The organism is Paracoccus sp. J39 (assembly GCF_000518925.1).
Taxonomy (GTDB): domain Bacteria; phylum Pseudomonadota; class Alphaproteobacteria; order Rhodobacterales; family Rhodobacteraceae; genus Paracoccus.
Map to the genome: position 1 here is coordinate 39,019 of NZ_JAEN01000009.1, position 19,092 is coordinate 58,110.

At 68.6% G+C, this 19,092-nt stretch carries 14 protein-coding genes, 2 tRNA genes and 1 pseudogene; 8 read left to right on the forward strand and 9 right to left on the reverse strand.

All coding sequences use genetic code 11. The annotated features are described in order from the left end of the window. Positions 1-18: 18 nt before the first annotated feature. Positions 19-108 (forward strand) — tRNA-Ser (locus tag L632_RS0110455). Positions 109-399: 291 nt separating this feature from the next. Here the strand turns inward: L632_RS0110455 and L632_RS22485 are convergent. The 3 genes and pseudogenes from L632_RS22485 to L632_RS0110470 form a co-directional block, all read right to left on the reverse strand. Continuing rightward, positions 400-1,015, reverse strand: a pseudogene (locus L632_RS22485) (IS630 family transposase); the annotation flags it as partial. Between the two features lie 396 nt (positions 1,016-1,411). Then, positions 1,412-1,486: transfer RNA gene (locus L632_RS0110465), tRNA-Asn, on the reverse strand. A gap of 105 nt (positions 1,487-1,591) precedes the next feature. Continuing rightward, positions 1,592-2,455: an MBL fold metallo-hydrolase gene (locus tag L632_RS0110470; protein WP_028716769.1), complete on the reverse strand. Its 864-nt coding sequence runs from the start codon at positions 2,453-2,455 to the stop codon at positions 1,592-1,594. A gap of 58 nt (positions 2,456-2,513) precedes the next feature. Between L632_RS0110470 and L632_RS0110475 the strand changes: the two genes are divergently transcribed. From L632_RS0110475 to dps, 5 genes are all read left to right on the forward strand, one after another. Continuing rightward, positions 2,514-3,851: an ATP-binding protein gene (locus L632_RS0110475; RefSeq protein WP_028716770.1), complete on the forward strand. Its 1,338-nt coding sequence runs from the start codon at positions 2,514-2,516 to the stop codon at positions 3,849-3,851. Between the two features lie 72 nt (positions 3,852-3,923). Further along, positions 3,924-4,850 (forward strand): ACP S-malonyltransferase, encoded by a 927-nt coding sequence (gene fabD, locus L632_RS0110480; RefSeq protein ID WP_028712429.1) that lies wholly within the window; start codon positions 3,924-3,926, stop codon positions 4,848-4,850. 64 nt (positions 4,851-4,914) lie between these two features. After that, a complete protein-coding gene (fabG, locus tag L632_RS0110485) occupies positions 4,915-5,652 on the forward strand; it encodes a 3-oxoacyl-ACP reductase FabG (RefSeq protein ID WP_028716771.1) in 738 nt (245 codons plus the stop codon). Between the two features lie 136 nt (positions 5,653-5,788). After that, on the forward strand, positions 5,789-6,022 hold the full coding sequence (locus tag L632_RS0110490; RefSeq protein ID WP_010397399.1) for an acyl carrier protein: 234 nt from the start codon (positions 5,789-5,791) through the stop codon (positions 6,020-6,022). A gap of 145 nt (positions 6,023-6,167) precedes the next feature. After that, entirely contained in the window at positions 6,168-6,641 is a 474-nt protein-coding gene (dps, locus tag L632_RS0110495) for a DNA starvation/stationary phase protection protein Dps (RefSeq protein ID WP_028716772.1), read from the forward strand. A gap of 57 nt (positions 6,642-6,698) precedes the next feature. Here dps and L632_RS0110500 read toward each other — a convergent pair whose 3' ends face one another. Genes L632_RS0110500 through L632_RS0110515 form a run of 4 tightly spaced genes read right to left on the reverse strand, consistent with a single transcriptional unit; the run spans position 6,699 to position 11,255 of the window. Beyond that, positions 6,699-7,775 carry a BMP family ABC transporter substrate-binding protein gene (locus tag L632_RS0110500; protein WP_028716773.1) on the reverse strand — a complete coding sequence of 359 codons (1,077 nt, stop codon included), beginning with the start codon at positions 7,773-7,775 and terminating at the stop codon, positions 6,699-6,701. Between the two features lie 21 nt (positions 7,776-7,796). Further along, positions 7,797-8,687 (reverse strand): ABC transporter permease, encoded by an 891-nt coding sequence (locus L632_RS0110505; protein ID WP_028712433.1) that lies wholly within the window; start codon positions 8,685-8,687, stop codon positions 7,797-7,799. Further along, positions 8,684-9,754, reverse strand: coding sequence for an ABC transporter permease (locus tag L632_RS0110510; RefSeq protein ID WP_028712434.1), 1,071 nt, complete (start codon positions 9,752-9,754; stop codon positions 8,684-8,686). The genes L632_RS0110505 and L632_RS0110510 overlap by 4 nt, the downstream gene beginning before the upstream one ends. Further along, positions 9,741-11,255, reverse strand: a complete 1,515-nt coding sequence (locus L632_RS0110515; RefSeq protein ID WP_028712435.1) for an ABC transporter ATP-binding protein — start codon at positions 11,253-11,255, stop codon at positions 9,741-9,743. The genes L632_RS0110510 and L632_RS0110515 overlap by 14 nt, the downstream gene beginning before the upstream one ends. 92 nt (positions 11,256-11,347) lie before the next feature. On the opposite strand from L632_RS0110515, the gene dnaE reads away from it, so the two are divergent. Further along, positions 11,348-14,818 (forward strand): DNA polymerase III subunit alpha, encoded by a 3,471-nt coding sequence (gene dnaE / locus L632_RS0110520; protein WP_028716774.1) that lies wholly within the window; start codon positions 11,348-11,350, stop codon positions 14,816-14,818. 217 nt (positions 14,819-15,035) lie between these two features. Continuing rightward, the gene (locus L632_RS0110525) at positions 15,036-16,928 is read left to right on the forward strand and encodes a BTAD domain-containing putative transcriptional regulator (protein WP_028716775.1); all 1,893 of its coding nucleotides are present in this window, start codon (positions 15,036-15,038) and stop codon (positions 16,926-16,928) included. On the opposite strand, the gene L632_RS0110530 is transcribed toward L632_RS0110525, so the two are convergent. Together L632_RS0110530 and L632_RS0110535 are read right to left on the reverse strand one after the other, a co-directional pair. Then, positions 16,925-17,653 carry a hypothetical protein gene (locus L632_RS0110530; RefSeq protein WP_028712438.1) on the reverse strand — a complete coding sequence of 243 codons (729 nt, stop codon included), beginning with the start codon at positions 17,651-17,653 and terminating at the stop codon, positions 16,925-16,927. The two genes, L632_RS0110525 and L632_RS0110530, sit on opposite strands and share 4 nt — an antisense overlap. 13 nt (positions 17,654-17,666) lie before the next feature. Continuing rightward, positions 17,667-19,088 carry a hypothetical protein gene (locus tag L632_RS0110535; RefSeq protein WP_028712439.1) on the reverse strand — a complete coding sequence of 474 codons (1,422 nt, stop codon included), beginning with the start codon at positions 19,086-19,088 and terminating at the stop codon, positions 17,667-17,669. Positions 19,089-19,092: the final 4 nt, after the last annotated feature.

Here is a 19,092-nt window from a genome sequence, read left to right on the forward strand (position 1 = left end):
CGCTAGACGAGCCGCCACGGACGGTTGGCCGAGTGGTCGAAGGCGCACGCCTGGAAAGTGTGTAGGCGGGGAACCGTCTCGAGGGTTCGAATCCCTCACCGTCCGCCATATTCCGTTGATTTAATTGATAAATATGAATTTTTGGAGCGCGCCCGCCATTGTGCCCGCCACGCGCGAAGCGCTTGATATGGTGCGTGGCTGGTAGCCCGGAAGAGTGCCTGAAGCGAGTCAGTTCTGCGGAGGCGGCGGCCTTCTCCTCATTCTCGCCGGAATATCGTCAGATGCCCGGGGGATTGCCGAAGGCGAGGGCAGCCTTAGGCCAGCCAAAAGCGCCTCATAGCTTTCCGGTTCGTCCTCTTCCTGCCCGCCCGGATCGTTGGCTTGATGGTCAACAGGATTATAGCTGTGGACTCGAAGCTCGGCGACACCCGGCGCCATCGGCAGCACCGGCTGTTCCCGATCCAGCGCCTGGATCTGGGATTTTTCGTCCACACACAGCACGATGGCCCGGTTCGGCGGGGCCATGTAAAGGTCGACGATATCCCGCACCTTGTCGACGAACAGCGGATCGGTGGAAAGTTTGAAGGTCTCACTGCGATGCGGCTGCAGGCCGAACGCAGTCCAGATCCGGCGGATGGTGGTGTGCGACAGGCCCGTCGCGGCAGCGATCGAGCGGATCGACCAATGGGTGGCATCTCTCGGCGTGGTGTTCAGTGTCCGCCCGATCACCTCGGCTCCCTGATCGTCCGACGCCCTGCGGGGCCGACCAAGACGATATTCGTCGGTCAGCTCCTCGATCCGGTCCCTGACGAACCGCCTGCGCCATTTGCCGACCGTATGCTCATGCACTCCGAGCCGCGCCGACCTCCTTGCTTTGCAGCCCTTCCGCACAGAGCAGTATCGTCCGGCACCGGTCCGACAGCGACCGCGCGGCCTTGCGATGCCGGACATGCGCCTCGAGAAAGTCGCGCTCATCGGTACTCAGAACCACCTCGTCCGCCACTCGACCAACCATACCGTCCCTCCAAAATCGTCAGGGTCAAGGATATGAAACTACAGTTCCAGGTGACCAGGCCATGCTGACCGGTCCTGTCGGCTTAGACTCGATGTGGTCGCGGCCATGTTCAAGGCTTCCTCAAGTGTCGATCCGTATAACCATTTGTCAGACGAAGCGTCTTTGGGCTGGTCGTAGAGGATGCCACCGCCAGCGATGCTGACCGTATCCTCTCTCAAGCTCTGTGTAGCCTATCACAACCTCGTTTCTGATCGTCCAGTGGTGGTTAGGGGCCGGGCGATTCGCGCAGGAAACGAGGGAAATCAAACCCCGTAGCAGAAAGGGGGCACAACTTGGGACATATCCGGTTGAGGATTTGTGTTTGCCAATGACTTCAAGCGATTATGAGAAGTTCAATGGCTCCGGCGGTAGGGATCGAACCTACGACCAATTGATTAACAGTCAACTGCTCTACCGCTGAGCTACGCCGGAACACGGGGCGGTGTATAGCTTCGCTCTTTGGGGGCGTCCAGAGGGGTTTGCGGATTTTTTTCCTCGATCTCGGAAATTCCCGCTGCCGGGTATTCAGCCGGGTGTTCAATGGGCGGAAAACACCGATCCCGAGGTGATCGGACCGCTGGTCGAGACCGCGCCCAGCTCGGACAGGGCAATCAGATGCGCCAGCACATTGCGCGTCGCCGCGGGAATCAGCATGGGCGGCACCTGGTAGATTTGCCGCGCAAGCGACTCGGCCGTGGCGGGGCCGGCGCGCAGCGCCGAAAGGATCTGCACCGTGCGCGCGCGCCGGTGCGCCGCAAGCTCGGCCAGACGCGCCGAAGGATCGTGCACCGCCGCGCCATGCGCCGGCAGCAGCAGCCGCGCGCCCGCCGAATCGAGCCGCTCCAGCGAACGGAAATAATCCGCCAGATCCCCGTCCGGCGGCGAGATGATCGTCGAGGACCAGCCCATCACCACATCGCCGCAAAAGATCGTCTCGTCCTGGCGAAAGGCGAGGTGGCCGGCGAAATGGCCGGGCGTGTGCAGCGCGGTCAGCCGCCATTCGTCGGTCTCGACCACCGCGCCGTCGCCCAGGGCGATGTCGGGGGCGAAATCGCGGTCAAGACCTTCGCCGCCTTCGATGGCCCCTTCGCGTGCCAGCCGCTCCATCACCGCCGAGCGACCCGCCTCGGCGGGGCCGAAGCCCAGGATCGGCGCGCCGGTGGCCTGCGTGAGCGCGCGGGCGCCGCCGGAATGGTCCAGATGCGCATGGGTGACGAAGATATGGCTGATGCGGCCTGCCCCGGCGGCCAGGATCGCCTGGCGATGCGCGGCAAGGTCGGGGCCGGGATCGATCACGGCGACCCGCTCGCGCCCCAAAAGGAAGGTGTTGGTGCCCGGCCCGGTCAGAGGCGAGGGATTGTCGGCGGTGATGATCCGCAGGGCTTTCTCGGCGCTTGTCATGCGGCTAACCTAGCCAGGGACGGGCCGGTTTTCCAAGGCCGCAATGAGGCGAAGGGCGATGAATTTCGACTGGCTGAAACGGGTCATGCCGCGCGGCCTCTACGGGCGGGCGGCGCTGATCCTGTTCCTGCCGGTCGTGGTGGTGACCATCGTGGTCACCGTCATGTTCCTGCAGCGGCATTTCGAGGACGTGACCCGGCAGATGACCTCGGGCATGGCCCATGAGGTCGCACTGGTCGCCGCGCGGATCGAGGCGGCGCCGGATATCGAGTCGGCGCGCATCTCGGCCGGCGAGGTGGCTGACCCGCTGGGGCTGGAGCTGGTCCTGCCGGCCGAGCCCGGCGCGGACTGGCGTGGCTTTTACGATCTTTCCGGCCGCATCGTCATCGCCGAGCTGCACGAGCGCGTCCCGGCGGTGCGCGCCGTCGATCTGAGCCAGCGCCGAGAGGTGCGGGTGACGCTGCAGGGGCGCTGGGGCGACTATCGGCTGGTGTTTCCGCGCGGCCGGGTCAGTGCCTCGAATCCGCATCAGCTGCTGGTGCTGATGATCGGCACCTCGCTGTTGATGACCGCCATCGCCACGATCTTCCTGCGCAACCAGCTGCGGCCGATCAAGCGCCTGGCGCGCGCCGCCGAGGAATACGGCAAGGGCCGGATCATCCCCTATCGCCCCGGCGGCGCCAGCGAGATCCGCAGCGCCGGCACCGCCTTCCTGGAGATGCGCGCCCGCATCGAGCGCCAGAACGAGCAGCGCAAGCAGATGCTGTCCGGCGTGAGCCACGATCTGAGGACACCCTTGACCCGGCTGCGGCTGGGCCTGTCGATGCTGAGCCCGGACTATCCGCCCGACCCGGACGAGATCGCGACGCTGGAAGGCGACGTGGCGGCGATGGGCCGGATGGTCGACGCCTTCCTGGACCATGCCCGCGACGCGGCCCAGGACGGCCCGCCCGAGCCGGTGCCGGCGCTGGATTTCCTGCGCGGCATCGTCGCCGACGCGGAGCGCGGCGGGCAGCGGGTGGTGCTGCATTCGGTCGCGGGCGAAGAGGCGGGCCGCGCCACCTTCAGCCGCGACAGCCTGCGCCGCGCCGTCGAGAACCTGATCGGCAATGCCGTGCGCTATGGCGACCGCGCCGAGGTCGATGCGGCGCTGGGGCCGAGCTATTTCCGCATCTCGGTCGAGGATGACGGGCCCGGCATCCCGCCAGAGAAGCGCGAGGAGGCGCTGAAGCCCTTCACCCGGCTCGATCCCTCGCGCAACCAGAACCGCGGGCAGGGGGTGGGGCTGGGCCTGTCCATCGCCGCCGACATCGCCCGCGCCCATGGCGGTCAGCTGCGGCTGGGCGAGGGCGAACGCCTGGGCGGCTTGCGGGCCGAGATCGTGATTCCGCGCTGAGCGGCGCGGTTGCGGGACGCCCCCCGGCGGGCTAAGGCTGTCACAAGGACATAAGACAGAAGGGATTCCGCGATGCGGGCATTCGTATTTCCGGGACAGGGCGCCCAGGTCGTGGGCATGGGGCGCGAGCTGGCCGAGGCCTATCCGGCGGCGCGCGCAGTCTTTGCCGAAGTGGACGAGGCGCTGGGAGAGAGCCTCTCCGACCTGATCTGGAACGGCGATATCGAGACGCTGACCCTGACCCAGAACGCCCAGCCGGCGCTGATGGCCACCTCGCTGGCCGCCTTCCGGGCGCTGGAGGCCGAGGGTTTCGGCATCGCGGACGCGGATTTCGTCGCCGGCCATTCCCTGGGCGAATATTCGGCGCTTTGCGCGGCCGGCGCGCTGAGCCTGGCCGATACCGCGCGGCTTCTGCGCCTGCGCGGCCAGGCCATGCAGGAGGCGGTGCCGGTCGGGCAGGGCGCCATGGCGGCGATCCTCGGGCTGGACTTCGCCGCCGTCGACCAGATCGCGCGCGACGCGGCCGAGGGCGAGGTCTGCCAGGCCGCCAATGACAACGACCCGGCGCAGGTGGTGATCTCGGGCCACAAGGCGGCGGTGGAGCGCGCGGCGGCGCTGGCCAAGGAGCGCGGCGCCAAGCGGGCGCTGATGCTGCCGGTCTCGGCACCGTTCCATTCGGCGCTGATGCAGCCGGCGGCGGCGGTGATGGCCGAGGCGCTGGCCGCGGTCGAGATCGCGGCCCCGGCCGTGCCGCTGGTCGCCAATGTCCGCGCCGAGCCGGTGAGCGAGCCGGGCGCCATCCGCCGGCTTCTGGTCGAGCAGGTGACCGGTGCCGTGCGCTGGCGCGAGTCGGTCGAGTTCCTGGCCGGCGCGGGCGTGACGGAGTTCTGGGAGATCGGCGCCGGCAAGGCGCTGTCGGGCATGATCAAGCGCATCGCCAGGGAGGCGGCGGTGAAGAATATCGGCGCTCCGGCGGATATCGCGGCGCTGAAGGGGTAAAGGGGGCTCCGCCCCCATCCCTGCGGGATTCCCCCGGGGTATTTGGAAAACGGAGAAGAGCTTGATGTTTGATCTGACGGGCAGGAATGCGCTGGTGACCGGGGCCTCGGGCGGGATCGGCGGCGCGGTGGCCGAGGCGCTGCATGCCGCCGGGGCCACGGTGGCGCTGTCGGGCACGCGCGAGGCGCCGCTGCGGGAACTGGCCGAGAAGCTGGGGGCGCGGGCGCATGTCGTGACCGCCAACCTGGCCGATGCGGCCGCGGTCGAGGCGCTGCCCAAGGCGGCGGCCGAGGCCATGGGATCGGTCGATATTCTGGTCAACAATGCAGGGATCACCCGCGACAACCTGTTCATGCGCATGTCGGACGAGGAATGGGCGCAGGTGATCGAGGTCAACCTGACCTCGAGCTTCCGGCTGTGCCGGGGGGTCTTGCGCGGCATGATGAAGGCGCGCTGGGGGCGGATCGTGAACATCGGCTCGGTCGTCGGCGCCACCGGCAACCCGGGGCAGGGCAACTATGCCGCAGCCAAGGCGGGTCTGGTCGGCATGTCGAAGAGCCTGGCCTATGAGGTGGCCTCGCGCGGGATCACGGTGAACTGTGTCGCCCCCGGCTTCATCGAGACCGCGATGACCGACAAGCTGAACGACGAGCAGAAGGGCCGGATCCTGACGCAGATCCCCGCCGGCCGCATGGGTTCGGCGCAGGAAATCGCCGCTGCGGTGCTGTATCTGACCAGCCCCGAGGCGGGTTATGTCACCGGCGCCACGCTGCATGTCAACGGCGGCATGGCGATGATCTGATGATGGTTTATGCGGGTTGCAAGATCACGTCTCCGTGCTATATCCCGCAAGCAAGGCTGCAGGGGAACCGCCCTGGGCTGTGACCGGCAATCGCTGGAACATCTGGGCGGATTGCCCGCGAAAACGAGGAAGAGACATGAGCGATATCGCTGATCGCGTGAAGAAAATTGTCGTCGAGCACCTGGGTGTCGATGAGGACAAGGTGACGGAAACCGCCTCGTTCATCGACGATCTCGGCGCCGATTCGCTGGATACCGTGGAACTGGTCATGGCGTTCGAGGAAGAGTTCGGCATCGAGATCCCGGACGACGCCGCCGAGACGATCCAGACCTTCGGCGATGCGGTGAAGTTCATCCAGGGCGCGGTCTGATCCTGCTCTGAGAGACGTGAAGGGCGGTGCTTTCCCGGGGAAGCGCCGCCCTTTTTCTTTGCCTGCGGCGGTTTGACCCGACGTCGCGCGGAACCGCCGCGTCCCGGCCTTCGTTTTCAGGGCGAACCTGACGAAGGAGAGTTTCATGGCCGTAAATGTCAAAGGGCTCAGCGACAATGCCCGCAAGACCGCGATCGCCGAGCTGAATGCCCGCCTGGCCGACGCCCTGGCGCTGTCGGCGGCGATCAAGCAGGCGCATTGGAACGTCAAGGGCCGCAACTTCATCGCGGTGCACGAGCTGTTCGACACGGTCAAGGCGCGGCTGGACGAGCATGTGGACATGATGGCCGAGCGCGTGCAGGTGCTGGACGGGGTGGCTGTCGGCACGGTCGAGAAGGTGGCCAAGGCCAGCACGCTGAAGGAATACCCGACCGACCTGACCAAGGCCGAGGACCATATCAAGGCGGTTTGCGAGCGGATGCGCGATTACGGCGAGAAGGTGCGCGCCGCCATCGACGCCGCCGACGAGGCGGGCGATGCCGATACCGCCGACCTGTTCACCGCCGCCTCGCGCGCCGCCGACAAGGATCTGTGGTTCCTGGAAAGCCATCTGGAGTGAGGGGCCTGCCAGAGTGACGAACCGGGGCCTTGGCCCCGGTCTTGCTTTCTGCGCCGCTTATTTCGGCATCGGCGCGGTGATGCCCTCGACATAGAAATTCATCGAGGACAGGTCCTGGTCGCTGGCCACTTGCCCCTCGGCCAGCCAGTCGCTGCCATCCTGCTTCTTCAGCGGCCCGGTGAAGGGGTGGTATTCGCCCGAGGCGATCCTGTCCTTCAGCGCCAGCGCCTCCTCCTTGACCTCGGGCGGCACGGCCTCGGTGATCTCGCCGATCTCGACCTCGCCGTCGCCGATGCCCAGCCAGACCGAATGTGAGGTCCAGCTGCCGTCCAGCACCTCGCCCACGCGCTTGACGTAGTAGGGCGCCCAATTGTCGATGATCGACGAGACCCGCGGCGTGGGCTTGAAGGCCGCCATGTCGCTGGCCTGGCCGAAGCCGAAGGCGCCGGCCTCCTGCGCCTTGGCCAGCGGCGCGGTCGAGTCGGTGTGCTGCAGAATCACGTCCACGCCCTCGGCGATCAGCGCGGCGGCGGCGTCGGCCTCTTTCGCGGGGTCGAACCAGCTATAGGCCCAGACCACCTTCATCTCGACATCCGGGTTCACCTTCTTGGCGTGGATATACGAGCTGTTGATGCCCTGGACCACCTCGGGAATCGGGAAAGAGCCGATATAGCCGATCTTGTTCGACTTGGTCATGCGCCCGGCGATGGAGCCCATGACGGCGCGGCCCTCGTAGAAGCGGGCGTCGTAGGTGGCGACGTTCTCGGCGGTCTTGTAGCCGGTGGCGTGCTCGAACTTCACGTCGGGGAATTTCTTGGCGACGTTGATCGTGGCGTCCATGAAGCCGAAGCTGGTGGTGAAGATCAGCTTGTGGCCGGAGAGCGCCAGCTGGGTGATGGCGCGTTCGGCATCGGCGCCCTCGGGCACGGATTCGATATAGGTGGTCTCGACCCGGTCGCCATATTCCTTTTCGACCGCCTGACGGGCCAGGTCGTGCTGATAGGTCCAGCCGCCGTCGCCCACCGGCCCGACATAGATGAAGCCCACCTTGAGCTTTTCATCCTGCGCAAAGGCGGGCAGGGCCGAGGCGGCCACAAGGGCGGCGGCGCTGCCGAGAAGGGTTCTGCGGTTCATCATGGTCTCCTGTTGGTTGCGCTAGCGCAGCGCGTGGAAGGGCCTGCCCAGCGATCCGGGGGCAGCAGCCCCGCCCGAGCGGCCGAATTTCTGCCGGGCCGAGATCAGCACCAGCACGGCGATGGTGGCCAGATAGGGCGCCATGCTGAGCAGCTGCACCGGCACCGCGACCCCCGCCGCCTGCAGGCGCAGCTGCAGCACGGTGACGCCGCCGAAGAGCCAGGCGCCGGCCAGCACGCCCCAGGGGTTCCATTGCGCAAAGACCACGATGGCCAGCGCAATCCAGCCGGCGCCGGCGGTCATGCCCTCGGTCCATTGCAGCACCGTGGCGATCGAGATATAGGCGCCGCCCATCCCGGCCAGCGCGCCGCCGAAGCCGATGGCGGCCATGCGCAGGGCGCGCACCGGATAGCCGAGGGCATGGGCGGCGTCGTGGTTCTCGCCCACCGCGCGCAGGATGAGGCCGGGGCGCGAGCGCATCAGGAACCACCAGACCGCTGGCACAAGGGCGAGGCCCAGCCAGATCATCAGGTTCAGCCGCAACGGCCCGGCCAGCATCGGCGGCGCCTTGACGCCTTCGTAAGGCTTGCCGAACATCGCGGTCAGGCCCAGGCCGAACAGCGTCAGCGCAAGGCCCGTGGCAACCTGGTTCGACAGCAGGAATTGCGTCAGCACCGCGAAGATCATCGACAGCGCAGCCCCGGCGACGGCGGCGGCGACGAAACCCAGCGCCGGGCTGCCGCTGGCATGGGCTGCGGCAAAGCCCGCCAGCGCGCCGCCGATCATCATGCCCTCGACGCCCAGGTTCAGCACGCCGGCGCGTTCGACGACCAACTCGCCCAAGGCCGCGAACAGGATCGGCGTGGCGGCGCCCAGCAGCAGGATGAAGACGGAAAGCGGGTCGATCATCATGCGCGCCTCCGGATGCGATAGCGGGTCAGGATGTCGAAGCCGAGCAGGAAGAACAGCAGCATTCCCTGGAAGACCTGGACCGACGCCGCGGGCAGGTTCAGCATCATCTGCGCCAGCTCGCCGCCGATATAGGTCAGCGCCATGAGCAGCCCGGCCAGCAGGATGCCCAAGGGGTGCAGCCGGCCCAGGAAGGCCACGATGATCGCGGTGAAGCCGTAGCCCGAGCCGAAGCTTTCGGTGATCTGCCCGGCCGGCCCCGCGACCTCGAAAAGCCCCGCCAGCCCCGCCAGCGCCCCCGAGACGCCCAGGCACAGCGCCACCAGCCGCTCGGGGCGCACGCCGGCGAAGCGCGCGGCGCAGGGCGCGGCCCCGGCGGTGCGGATGTGGAAACCGAGCACGTGGCGCGACATGACGAACCAGGTCGCCGCCAGCGCCAGCACCGCCGCCACGCCGCCCCAGTGCAGGCCGGAGCCCGCGATCAGCTCGGGATTCGCGGCGGCATCATATTGCTGCAGGTTGCGCGAGCCGGGAAAGTTGAAGCCCTCGGGGTTCTTCATCGGCCCGAAGGCCATCCAGGCGGCGACCTTCTGCGCGACATAGACCAGCATCAGCGAGACGAGGATCTCGGACGCGCCGAACCAGTTCCTCAGCAGCGCCGGGACCATGCCCCAGGCCCAGCCGCCCGCCGCGCCGGCCAGGATCATCGCCGGGAAGATCCAGAACGCATCCAGCGGATAGGCGGCCAGCGCCACCGCGGCGCCGCAGATCGCGCCGATGATGTATTGCCCCTCGGCGCCGATGTTCCAGATCCCGGCGCGAAACCCCAGCGCCAGGCCGCAGGCGATCAGGATCAGCGGCCCGGCCTTGATCAGAAGCTGCGGCCGCGAATAGCTGGCGGCGGGACCGAAGAGCGGGTCCCAGAAGATGGTGCGGATCGCCGCCAGCGGGTCGAAGCCCATGGCGGCGAACAGCGCGCCGCCGACGATCATGGTGGCCAGGACGGCAAGCACCGGAGTCGCGACCTGCCAGAGCAGCGGGGCGCTGGCGCGCGGTTCAAGCCGGAACATGCGCCACCTCCATGCCATGCGCGCCGCCCAGCATCAGCCCGATCTCCTCGACCGTCAGCCCCTCGGTGGGCCGGGGGGCGGACAGCCGGCCCTGGTTCAGGGCGCAGAAGCGGTCCGACAGTTCCAAGAGCTCGTCGAGGTCCTGGCTGATGACGATCAGCCCGGCGCCCTGCGCAGCCAGGTCCAGCAGCGCCTGGCGGATGGCGGCGGCGGCGCCGGCATCGACGCCCCAGGTCGGCTGGTTGACGACCAGCACCCGCGGCCGGCCCAGCACCTCGCGGCCGATGACGAATTTCTGCAGGTTGCCACCCGACAGCGCGCCCGCCGCCGTGCCGGGGCCGGGGGTGCGCACATCGAAGGCGCGGATCACCTGTTGCGCGAAAGCCGTGGCCACCTTGCGGTGGATCAGGCCGCGCCGGATCAGGTTCTGCCGCGCCCCGGCGGTCAGCAGCGTGTTTTCCGCCAGGCTGAATTCGGGCACGGCGGCATGGCCCAGCCGGTCCTCGGGCGCGGCGAGCAGCCCGGCGCGGCGCCGCGCCTCGGGGCCGGCGTCGGAGAGGTCGCGCCCCTCCAGCACCACGGTGCCCGGGGCGGTCGCGGTCTCGCCCGACAGGGCCGAAAGCAGTTCCTCCTGCCCGTTGCCGGCGACGCCGCCGATGCCCAGGATCTCGCCCGCGCGCAGGCTCAGCGCGATCTCCTGCAGCGCCACGCCCTCGCCGCCCTGGGTGGACAGGCCGCGCACTTCCAGCACGGAGGCGCCGGGCTTGCGGCCGGAACGGTCCACCAGCCGCATCTCGGCCCCGACCATCATCGCCGCCAGTTCGCGGGCGGAATGGGCGCGCGGATCGACCGTGCCGACCAGCCTGCCCTGGCGCAGGATGGTCGCGCGGTCGCAATGGCTGCGGATTTCCTCCAGCTTGTGGCTGATATACAGGATCGCCGTCCCGGCCTCGGCCAGTTGGCGCAGGGTGGCGAACAGGATCTCGGCCTCCTGCGGGGTCAGGACCGAGGTCGGCTCGTCCATGATCAGCAGCCGCGGGCCTTGCAGCAGGCAGCGCAGGATCTCGACCCGCTGCCGCTCGCCCGCCGACAGGCTGGCGATGCGGCGGGCGGGGTTCAGCGGCAGCCCGTAGCCCTGCGACAGTTCCGCGATGCGGCGCGCGAGTTCGGGGCGCGGCGGCGGGTTCTCCATCCCCAGCGCGATGTTTTCCGCGACCGTCATCGCATCGAACAGGCTGAAATGCTGGAACACCATGGCGACGCCGGCGGCGCGGGCGGCGCGCGGGTCGTGCGGCGCGTAGGGCGCGCCCAGCAGCGCCATCCGCCCCTCGTCCGGCCGCACCAGGCCGTAGATCATCTTGACCAGCGTGGACTTGCCGGCGCCGTTCTCGCCCAGCAGGGCATGGATCTCGCCCCCCGCGACCGCGAAGGACACGTCGTCATTGGCGCGCACGCCGGGATAGCTCTTGCCCAGGCCCTCGGCCCGGAAAACATCGGTCACTGTTGCGCGCCTCGCTGCTTTTTGCGACAAGATTAGCGGTTTTCCGCCGAGGGGCAATTGCACAATCCGTCAGGTCGGACCTAGATTGCGCCATGCCGGAAAATTCACCCCGATTCATCCACCTGCGCACCCATTCCGAACATTCGCTGCTGGAAGGCGCGGTGCCGGTCAAGAAGCTTGCCGATCTTGCGGCGCAGAACGGCATGCCCGCCGTGGCGCTGACCGATACCAATGCGCTGTTTGCGGCGCTGGAATTCTCGGTCAAGGCGCAGGATGCCGGCGTGCAGCCGATCATCGGCTGCCAGGTGACGCTGCAGGCCGAAGTGACCGGCCCCGTCGTGCTGCTGGCGCAGAACGAGGCCGGCTGGCTGAACCTGATGGAGCTGTCGACCTGCCTTTACCTGCGCGACGACAATGCGCTGCCGCATGTGACGCTGGCCGAACTGGAAGCCCATGCCGAGGGTCTGATCTGCCTGACCGGTGGCGCCGGTGGGCCGCTGGGCCAGCTGGTGCTGCAGGGTCGCGTGCCCGAGGCCCGCGCCCTGGCCGAGCGGCTGGCCGCCGCCTTCCCGACCCGGCTTTATGTCGAGTTGCAGCGCCACCACGATGCCGAGGGCCAGCCGGTCCCCGAGGAGGCGGGCTCGGAAGGCGGCATGATCGACCTCGCCTATGCGCTCGACCTGCCGCTTGTCGCCACCAACGACGTGTATTTCCCGAAAGCCGAGCTTTTCGACGCCCATGACGCGCTGATCTGCATCTCGGACCGCGCCTATGTCGACCAGACCGCGCCGCGCCGCCGGCTGACCCCGCAGCATTACTTCAAGACCGCCGCCGAGATGGCGACGCTGTTCGCCGACCTGCCCGAGGCGATCCAGAACACCGTCGAGATCGCCCGCCGCTGCGCCTTCGCGGTCAAGAAGCACAAGCCGATCCTGCCGCGCTTCGCCGATGACGAGGTCGAGGAGCTGCGCCGCCAGGCCTGGGACGGCCTGCGCGCCCGGCTGGCGGTGATCCCGCATTCCGCCACGGTCGAGGAATACGAGGAACGCCTGCGCTTCGAGCTGGGCATCATCGAGCAGATGGGCTTTCCCGGCTATTTCCTGATCGTTGCCGACTTCATCAAATGGGCGAAGGAACACGGCATCCCTGTGGGCCCCGGCCGCGGCTCGGGTGCGGGGTCTCTGGTCGCCTATGCGCTGACGATTACCGACCTTGATCCAATCCGTTACAGCCTGCTCTTCGAGCGGTTCCTGAATCCCGAGCGGGTCTCGATGCCCGACTTCGACATCGACTTCTGCATGGATCGCCGCGAGGAGGTGATCCAATACGTGCAGGAGAAATACGGCCGCGACAAGGTCGGCCAGATTATCACCTTCGGCGCGCTTCTCTCCAAGGCGGCAGTCCGCGACGTCGGCCGGGTGCTGCAACTGCCCTTCGGCCAGGTGGACCGGCTGTCCAAGATGATCCCGGTCGAGGGCGTCAAGCCCGTCAGCGTCACCAAGGCGCTGGCCGACGAGCCGCGCCTGCGCGAGGCCGCCAAGGAGGAGGTCGTCGCCCGCCTGCTGGACTATGCCGCCAAGATCGAGGGGCTGCTGCGCAACGCCTCGACCCATGCCGCGGGCGTGGTGATCGGCGACCGGCCGCTGCACCGGCTGGTGCCGCTTTATCGCGACCCGGCCTCGGACATGCCGGCGACGCAGTTCAACATGAAATGGGTCGAGCAGGCCGGGCTGGTCAAGTTCGACTTCCTCGGCCTCAAGACCCTGACGGTGATCCAGAACGCGGTGGACCTGATCAATGCCGGCGGGCGGCCGCTGCATGTCGCGGCCGACGGCCGGGTGCTCTACGAGCCCGCCAGTGGGGCCGAGAACCAGATCAACGCCATCCCGCTGGACGACAAGCCCAGCTATGACCTCTTTGCCAGCGCCCGCACCGTGGCGGTGTTCCAGGTCGAAAGCTCGGGCATGATGGACGCGCTGCGGCGCATGAAGCCGACCTGCATCGAGGATATCGTGGCGCTGGTCGCCCTCTACCGCCCCGGCCCGATGGAGAACATCCCGACCTATTGCGAGGTCAAGAACGGCCTGCGGCCGCTTGAATCCATTCATCCTTCCATCGATCATATCCTGGCCGAGACCCAGGGCATCATCGTCTATCAGGAACAGGTGATGCAGATCGCCCAGGTCATGGCCGGCTACAGCCTCGGCGGCGCTGACCTGTTGCGCCGCGCCATGGGCAAGAAGATCGCCGAGGAAATGGCCAAGGAACGGCCGAAATTCGTCGATGGTTGCGCGGCACAGGGAATCGACAAGAAGAAGGCCGGAGAGGTCTTTGACCTGCTTGAGAAATTCGCGAATTACGGCTTCAACAAGTCCCACGCCGCCGCCTATGCCGTGGTCAGCTACCAGACCGCCTGGCTGAAGGCGAACCACCCGGTGGAGTTCATGGCCGCGGTGATGAACTGCGATATCCACCTGACTGACAAGCTCGCCGTCTACAAGCGCGAGGCCGACCGGATGGGGATCGAGACCATGCCGCCCTGCGTGAACCGTTCGGAGGCCATGTTCAGCGTCCGGGACGGCAAGATCCTCTATGCGCTCGGAGCACTGAAGGGCGTCGGCGTCGAGGCGATGAACCTGATCGTGCAGGCGCGCGGCGACCGGCCCTTTGCCGACCTGCACGACTTCGCCCGTCGGGTGGACATGCGCCGGGTCGGCAAGCGGCCGCTGGAGATGCTGGCCCGCGCCGGCGCCTTCGACGCGCTGGAGCCGAACCGGGCGCGGGTGCTGAAATCGCTGGACGGGCTGGTCGCCTGGTCGGCGGCGGTGCAGGAGGCGGCGGCCTCCAGCCAGTCCTCGCTGTTCGGCGGGGGCGAGGATCTGCCGCCGCCGCGCCCGGTCGCCGCTCCGGTCTGGATGCCGGCCGAGAAGCTGGCCGAGGAACATGCGGCGGTGGGCTTCTATCTGTCCGGCCATCCGCTGGACGACTATCAGCCGGCGCTGCGCCGCAAGGGGGTGCAGACGCTGGCCGAGGTGACGCAGGCGGCGGCCGACGGGGCGCTGGTGGCGCAGCTGGCCGGCACCGTCGCGCATCGGCAGGAAAAGAAATCCGCGCGCGGCACCCGCTTCGCCTTTGTCGGCCTGTCCGATCCGACCGGGCTTTACGAAGTCACGGTGTTTTCCGACACGCTCGACGCGCATCGCCAGCATCTGGAGCCGGGCGAGAACGTCGTCCTGCAGGTGCAGGTCGAGCCGTCGGGGGATCAGGTCAAGCTGCTGGCGCGCTCGGTCACGCCGCTGGATCAGGCGGTGGCGGATGCCGGGGCGAACCGCCTGGCGGTCGAGATCGCCGGGCTGGATGCCGTGCCGGGCATCGCCGAGGCGCTGGCCCGCATTCAGGCCGAGCTCAACGCGCCCGCCCGCGCCCGTGGTCCCATCGCGCTGCGGCTGAAGGATGGCGGCGATCTGGTCGATATCGAGATCGCCGAGGACGCGCCCCTGACCACCCCCGCCCGCCAGGCGCTGCGCGTGCTGCCGGGGGTGCTGGAGGTGGTCGAGGAGTAACGCCGGCGCTTCCGGGCAATGCGGCGGCGATGGTCAAGCGCCTGCCTGCGGCGCGGGCGCGCGCCCCCGGCATGGCCCGTTCCTGATCCGCCGGCGGCAAAAACCCCCGGGCGGCGGCGATGGACCGTTGATCACGGCCGCGTTATGGCGAATCCTAAGGAACCTCATGGATTGCGGGCTGTCGTTGGGCTGGGGCGACTCGCGGCAAGGGATTCGGATGCAGCTGGACGCCGTCTTGCAGGTTCTCGATGCGTTGCGCCTGCGCAAGGCGCGGGCGCTGTTGTATTTCCTGCTGGCCGACCGGGCCCCGGTGCATCGCACGGAAAAGGTCACCGACCTGTTCTGGCAGAATTCGGACGAACACAAGGCCTCGGCCTCGTATCGGCAGGCGGTCAAGCATATCCGCCGCGCCATGGCGGGCACCCCCGGCTGGGCGCTGGAGACCAATGCCGGCGAGATCGCGTTGCGCCTGCCGGACGGATTCGTGCTGCAGCAGGAACTGGCCGCGCGGCTGGCCGGGCCGGGCTGGGACCCCGAAGAGGCGGGTCGCCTGCGCCTGCTGATCGACCAGACCGTGCAGCTTGAAGGGATCAGCGCCTCGTTCGACAGCTGGCTCGCGATCACCCGCGCCAGCCTGCTGGCCGGGCTGCGGCAGGTGCTGGACCGCCGGCTGGCCGGGCTGGCCGGTTCCGACCCCGACACCCAGCGCGCGCTGGCCGAGTTCGCCATCGCGCTGGAGCCTTCGAACGAGAATGCCACGCGGCTCCTGATGCGGCTCGACTGGCAGGCGGGCCGGCCGACCCGCGCCATCGAGCGCTACAACACGCTTTACGCCCATCTCGACGAGCTTTTCGACCAGGAACCCGAGGCCGAGACCGTCGAGCTGCTGGCGGCGATCAAGCTGGACCCCGGCGGCGGCGGGCGCCACGGTCCGCAGCGCGACCGGCTGCCCCAGGTCAGCCTGTCGGTCTCGCTGCGGCGCGCCGAGGGCGACGGGCACGAGTTGGAAAGCCTGACCAACGTGCTTTTCGCCGACCTGCGCATGCGCATGGGCCGATTCCGCGAATGGTGGATCGTCGAGGAGGGCACGCCCGAACCGGCGCAGGTGCGCATCACGCTGAAGCCGTTCTATCTGCAGGGCGGCTTGCGGCTGTTCGCCGAGGTGCAGCGCGGCGCCGGCGGTCATCTGGTCTGGTCGGAATGGATCGAGGAGCCGCAGACCGATTGGGAAGCCAAGGTCCGCCTGCTGCTGTCCAACATCGCCAATGCGCTTTCCGTGGTGGTCTCGGACCGCTCGCTGTCGGATTCCGGCTCGGGCATCTATGACGATTGGCTTCGGGCGCAGGCGCTCCTGGACAGCTGGTCGCCCGAAACCGAGGCCGAGGCGCTGGCCATCCTGCGCGAGATCGCCGCGCGCTCGCCGCCCTTCGGCCCCGCCCATGCCGAGCTGGCGGGCGCGCTGAACGTGCGCCATGTGCTTCTGCCCGGCACCTACCAGACCGAGGAGCTCAAGCGCGACGCCATGCATCACGCCATCGTCGCGGTGACTGCGGACCCGCTGGACACCCGCGCGCATCGCGTGCTGGCCTGGTGCTTCTGCCATCTGGGCTATTTCGACCTGGCCGAGTTCCATTTCGACCAGGCGCTGGTCTTGAACCGCAACAACCCGCTGACCCTGGCCTCCTGCGCGCTCGGCTTCGCCTTCTCGGGCGATCTGCGAAAGGCCGCCGGGCTGGTCGCCGAGACCAAGCGCCATGCCGCGGTGATGGAGCCGTTTCACCAGATCTATCTGGCGGCGGCGGATTACCTCTGCGGCGATTTCGCGGCGGCGGCGCGGCAATGCGAAAGCGGCGCCGGGCTGATGCCGACGGTGGGCGGCTGGCACAGCGCCGCCCTGTGGCGGCTGGGCGAGGCCGAGGCGGCGGCGCGCCGCCTCGACGCCTATCTGGCCGAGCTGCGCGGACAATGGCGCGGCCCGCCGGCGCCGACGGATGCGCAGCTGCTGGACTGGTTCCTGTCGGTCTTTCCGCTGCGCGACGAAGCCTGGCGGCAGGAGCTGCGCGAGACGCTGGAACAGGCCGCCGCGGCCCGCAGCCGCTTCCATGTCTAGCGGCACATGTTGGTGGCGTAGATCCCGACCGAGCGGTGGAAGGCGCGCAGCGGGCTCGACATGATCTCGTTCTTGACGTCCTTGGCCGGGCGGCCGTTGCCGTCCTTGAACCGGCTGCGCTCGCGGATCGCCTCTTCCATATGCGCCTCCAGCGCGGCCTGCAGCGCGGGGGTCCAGCCCGGCGTGGCCTTGCCGGCGAATTCGCGCACCATTTCAAGGATCTCGGTCTGCATGCCGGCCAGCATCAGCGCCCGGTCCAGCTCGTAGGACAGGGGCGGGCGAAAGCCCTCGGCCTCGCCCTGGGCGCGCAGCATGGCATCGGCGATGCCCAGCGTCTCGTCCGATGGCACCACCAGGATACGGGTGTTGCGGTCCGGCTTCTTGCTGCCGCGGCGGCGGCTTTCGAACTCGATGCGGACGGTGGTGCTGTTCAGGATCGCCTCGCGTTCGGCGTCGCTGAGCGCCGCGCCGCCGTCATGCACCGAGAAATCCTGCACCACCAGCGCGCGCTTGACGCGTTCCTCCAGCGCGTCGAGCTCGGCCTTGGGCACGCCGGCCTTGCCGCGCTGCGACAGCTCGACCATCAGCCGGCCGATATATTCGACGTTCAGCGGCTCGCCGTCGCTGCCCTTGCGGGGGCTGATGCTGCCGTCCTTGTGCAGCCAGGCCTCGGGCTGGTCCACCTCGGCCCCGACGATGATGTATTTGCGTTTCGTCCCGGTCATGGTCTTGTCTCCGTCATTCTCTGGCGAGGGCGATCAGTTCCAGCATGGTCGCGGGCCTGGGCAGCCCGGCCGCCGCCTCGTCCTCGCCGGCCAGCACCACCCGGCGGATCGAGCCCAGCACCGAGCCGCGCAGCAGCGCGCTGCCCAAGGGACCGAAGCCGCCCCGCTGGCCGTGCAGCTGCGCCTCGACCATCAGGAACTGGTAGAGCGGGCCCCATTCCAGCATTTCGGCGTCGATGCGGATCGGCGCCTCGGGATGGGCGGCGGCGAAATCCGCGGCCAGGCGGGCGGGGGCGATGCGGGCGGGCCAGTCGCCGGGCAGGGCGGCGACGGCGGCGCGAAGCGCCTTGTTGCCGGGCCGCAGCGGCAGGGCGATGGCGGCCGAGGCATTGTCCATCGCGATGACCGCCGCCGCCGTCACCGGGGCGCGCAATTCCGGCGCCACGCTGGCCGAGATGCCGGTCAGCGGCGCGCCGGGGCTTGCGCCGAAGAACAGCGGCCAGTCAATGCGCCAGTCGGTCTCGGCCTCGCTGGGGGCATAGCCGCGCTTGAGCAGCGTGCCCAGATTGTGCAATCCCGAGCGGCCCAGATGATAGGCCGCCAGCGGCAGGGCGTGGAAGGCCCGGCACAGCCCGTGCAGCAGCGTGGTTTCGTCCAGCGCCCAGCAGCCGGGCAGGGCGTCGCCGTCCAGCCCGGCGATCTCGGGATGCAGGAAGCGCGGCAGCAGGTCGCCGGTCAGGATGGCGTGCCAGCAGCGCACGGCGTGGACGCGGGACAGCGCATAGGCGCGGAACGGCTCCTCCCCCCTTGCCATCAGCCTGCGGGCCAGCCGGTTGTGGAACTGCATCCAGGCCACGGTCAACTCGTGCAGCATCAGCGAGTCGCGGTTGCGCTCGTCATAAAGCGCGCGGATCGGCCGCGGGTCGGGGTCCGAGATGGCGCCGGCCGCCCGCGCATAAAGCCGCGCCAGCCTTGCGCCCGGGGTCAGGCGGAACAGGCAGGTCTCGGGATCATAGACATGGGTCAGCATGGCCGGGCCGGGTCCGTAGACGGTTTCCAGCGTCAGCGGATTGTCGATCAGGTTGTAGCGCCGCACGGGCTTGGCGTCCCCGTCGCCGCCGCTGCGGGCATAGGGCACGCTGTCGGCCGGCACGCTGCTGCCCATGTCATGGCCCATGAGCTGGGCCAGATAGGTATAGCCCGAGGGAATATGCGCCGTCCGTTCGAGGCAGGCGATGCGCCAGTCCGGGGTGGTGCGCATCAGGATCTCGGGCAGGCGCTGGCCGATCCCGGCGCGGTCGTCCGGCGCGGAAAGGGGCGAGGCCAGCGCCCCCATGTCGCGCAGCGCCCCGCGCATCGGCGCGCATCCCATGGGACAGGCGCCCGGTCGGGGTTCCTCTCGTGGCGCCGTCATGGCCAGGCCGTCATCACGCATGTGG

Coding starts and splice junctions, on each gene's coding strand:
- L632_RS0110530 (WP_028712438.1), bottom strand. CDS start 17,653: ATGACCGGGACGAAACGCAAATACATCATCGTCGGGGCCGAGGTGGAC.
- L632_RS0110490 (WP_010397399.1), top strand. CDS start 5,789: ATGAGCGATATCGCTGATCGCGTGAAGAAAATTGTCGTCGAGCACCTG.
- L632_RS0110535 (WP_028712439.1), bottom strand. CDS start 19,088: ATGCGTGATGACGGCCTGGCCATGACGGCGCCACGAGAGGAACCCCGA.
- L632_RS0110505 (WP_028712433.1), bottom strand. CDS start 8,687: ATGATGATCGACCCGCTTTCCGTCTTCATCCTGCTGCTGGGCGCCGCC.
- L632_RS0110475 (WP_028716770.1), top strand. CDS start 2,514: ATGAATTTCGACTGGCTGAAACGGGTCATGCCGCGCGGCCTCTACGGG.
- fabD (WP_028712429.1), top strand. CDS start 3,924: ATGCGGGCATTCGTATTTCCGGGACAGGGCGCCCAGGTCGTGGGCATG.
- L632_RS0110470 (WP_028716769.1), bottom strand. CDS start 2,455: ATGACAAGCGCCGAGAAAGCCCTGCGGATCATCACCGCCGACAATCCC.
- L632_RS0110525 (WP_028716775.1), top strand. CDS start 15,036: ATGCAGCTGGACGCCGTCTTGCAGGTTCTCGATGCGTTGCGCCTGCGC.
- dnaE (WP_028716774.1), top strand. CDS start 11,348: ATGCCGGAAAATTCACCCCGATTCATCCACCTGCGCACCCATTCCGAA.
- dps (WP_028716772.1), top strand. CDS start 6,168: ATGGCCGTAAATGTCAAAGGGCTCAGCGACAATGCCCGCAAGACCGCG.
- fabG (WP_028716771.1), top strand. CDS start 4,915: ATGTTTGATCTGACGGGCAGGAATGCGCTGGTGACCGGGGCCTCGGGC.
- L632_RS0110510 (WP_028712434.1), bottom strand. CDS start 9,754: ATGTTCCGGCTTGAACCGCGCGCCAGCGCCCCGCTGCTCTGGCAGGTC.
- L632_RS0110500 (WP_028716773.1), bottom strand. CDS start 7,775: ATGAACCGCAGAACCCTTCTCGGCAGCGCCGCCGCCCTTGTGGCCGCC.